The 725-nt window shown below is 76.7% G+C and carries 1 protein-coding gene; it reads left to right on the forward strand.

Annotated elements, in window-relative coordinates; genetic code table 11:
- Positions 1 to 441 (forward strand): DNA glycosylase family protein (locus tag AC2W7A_RS13085; protein ID WP_485991701.1); only part of this gene is annotated, 441 nt, incomplete at its 5' end.
- Positions 442 to 725 lie beyond the last annotated feature (284 nt).

A 725-nucleotide genomic window follows, 5' to 3' on the forward strand; every position in this document is an offset into this window, starting at 1 on the left:
GCCGCGGTGCTGCGGGTGCCGAGCTGGGACTGGCACCGGTTCTGGGTGCAGCCGCCGCAGTCCAAGGCACTGCTGCGCGTCGCCGAGCGGGCGGCGAGCATCGACCGGCTGGGCCGGCAGGTGCGGCCCGGGGACGTGGAGGCCACGGCGGAGCTGGCACGGCGGCTCCAGTCGATCCCGGGGATCGGCGCGTGGACCGTGGCCGAGGCCCTGCAGCGCAGCCACGGATCGGCGGACCTGGTGGCCGTGGGCGACTACCACCTGGCGCACTACGTGGGGCAGGTCCTCACCGGCCGCCGCGTGGACGACGCCGGGATGCTGCGCCTGCTCGAGCCCTGGGCCGGGCACCGGCAGCGGCTGGTGCGGATGATCGGGCTCTCCGGCGAGCGCCGCGAGCGGTTCGGCCCGAAGCTCGCTCCGGAGGACCACCGCGGACGGTGAGGGGTCCTCCACAGGCGACCAGCCAACGTCGTTCTCCACAGACGCGCCGTGCCGGCAGGCGGCGGCCCGACGGCGGTCAGGAGTGCCCTGCCAGCGTGGGTGGCGGAGGCGCCGCAGGGGCGCTCGGCGGGCGGCCCGTGGGGCTGGTCCGCCAGACGTGAAGGAGGGGCGATGATCGAGCAGCACAGGCGCAGGAGGACGCCGGAAGAGGCGGCCGCGGCGGGGGTCCACGGGCCGGGGGACGCCCGGGACCATGCGGCCGGCGAACGGGCGTCCGTCGATGA

Source organism: Micrococcus sp. LASM2_SD2 (assembly GCF_057364565.1).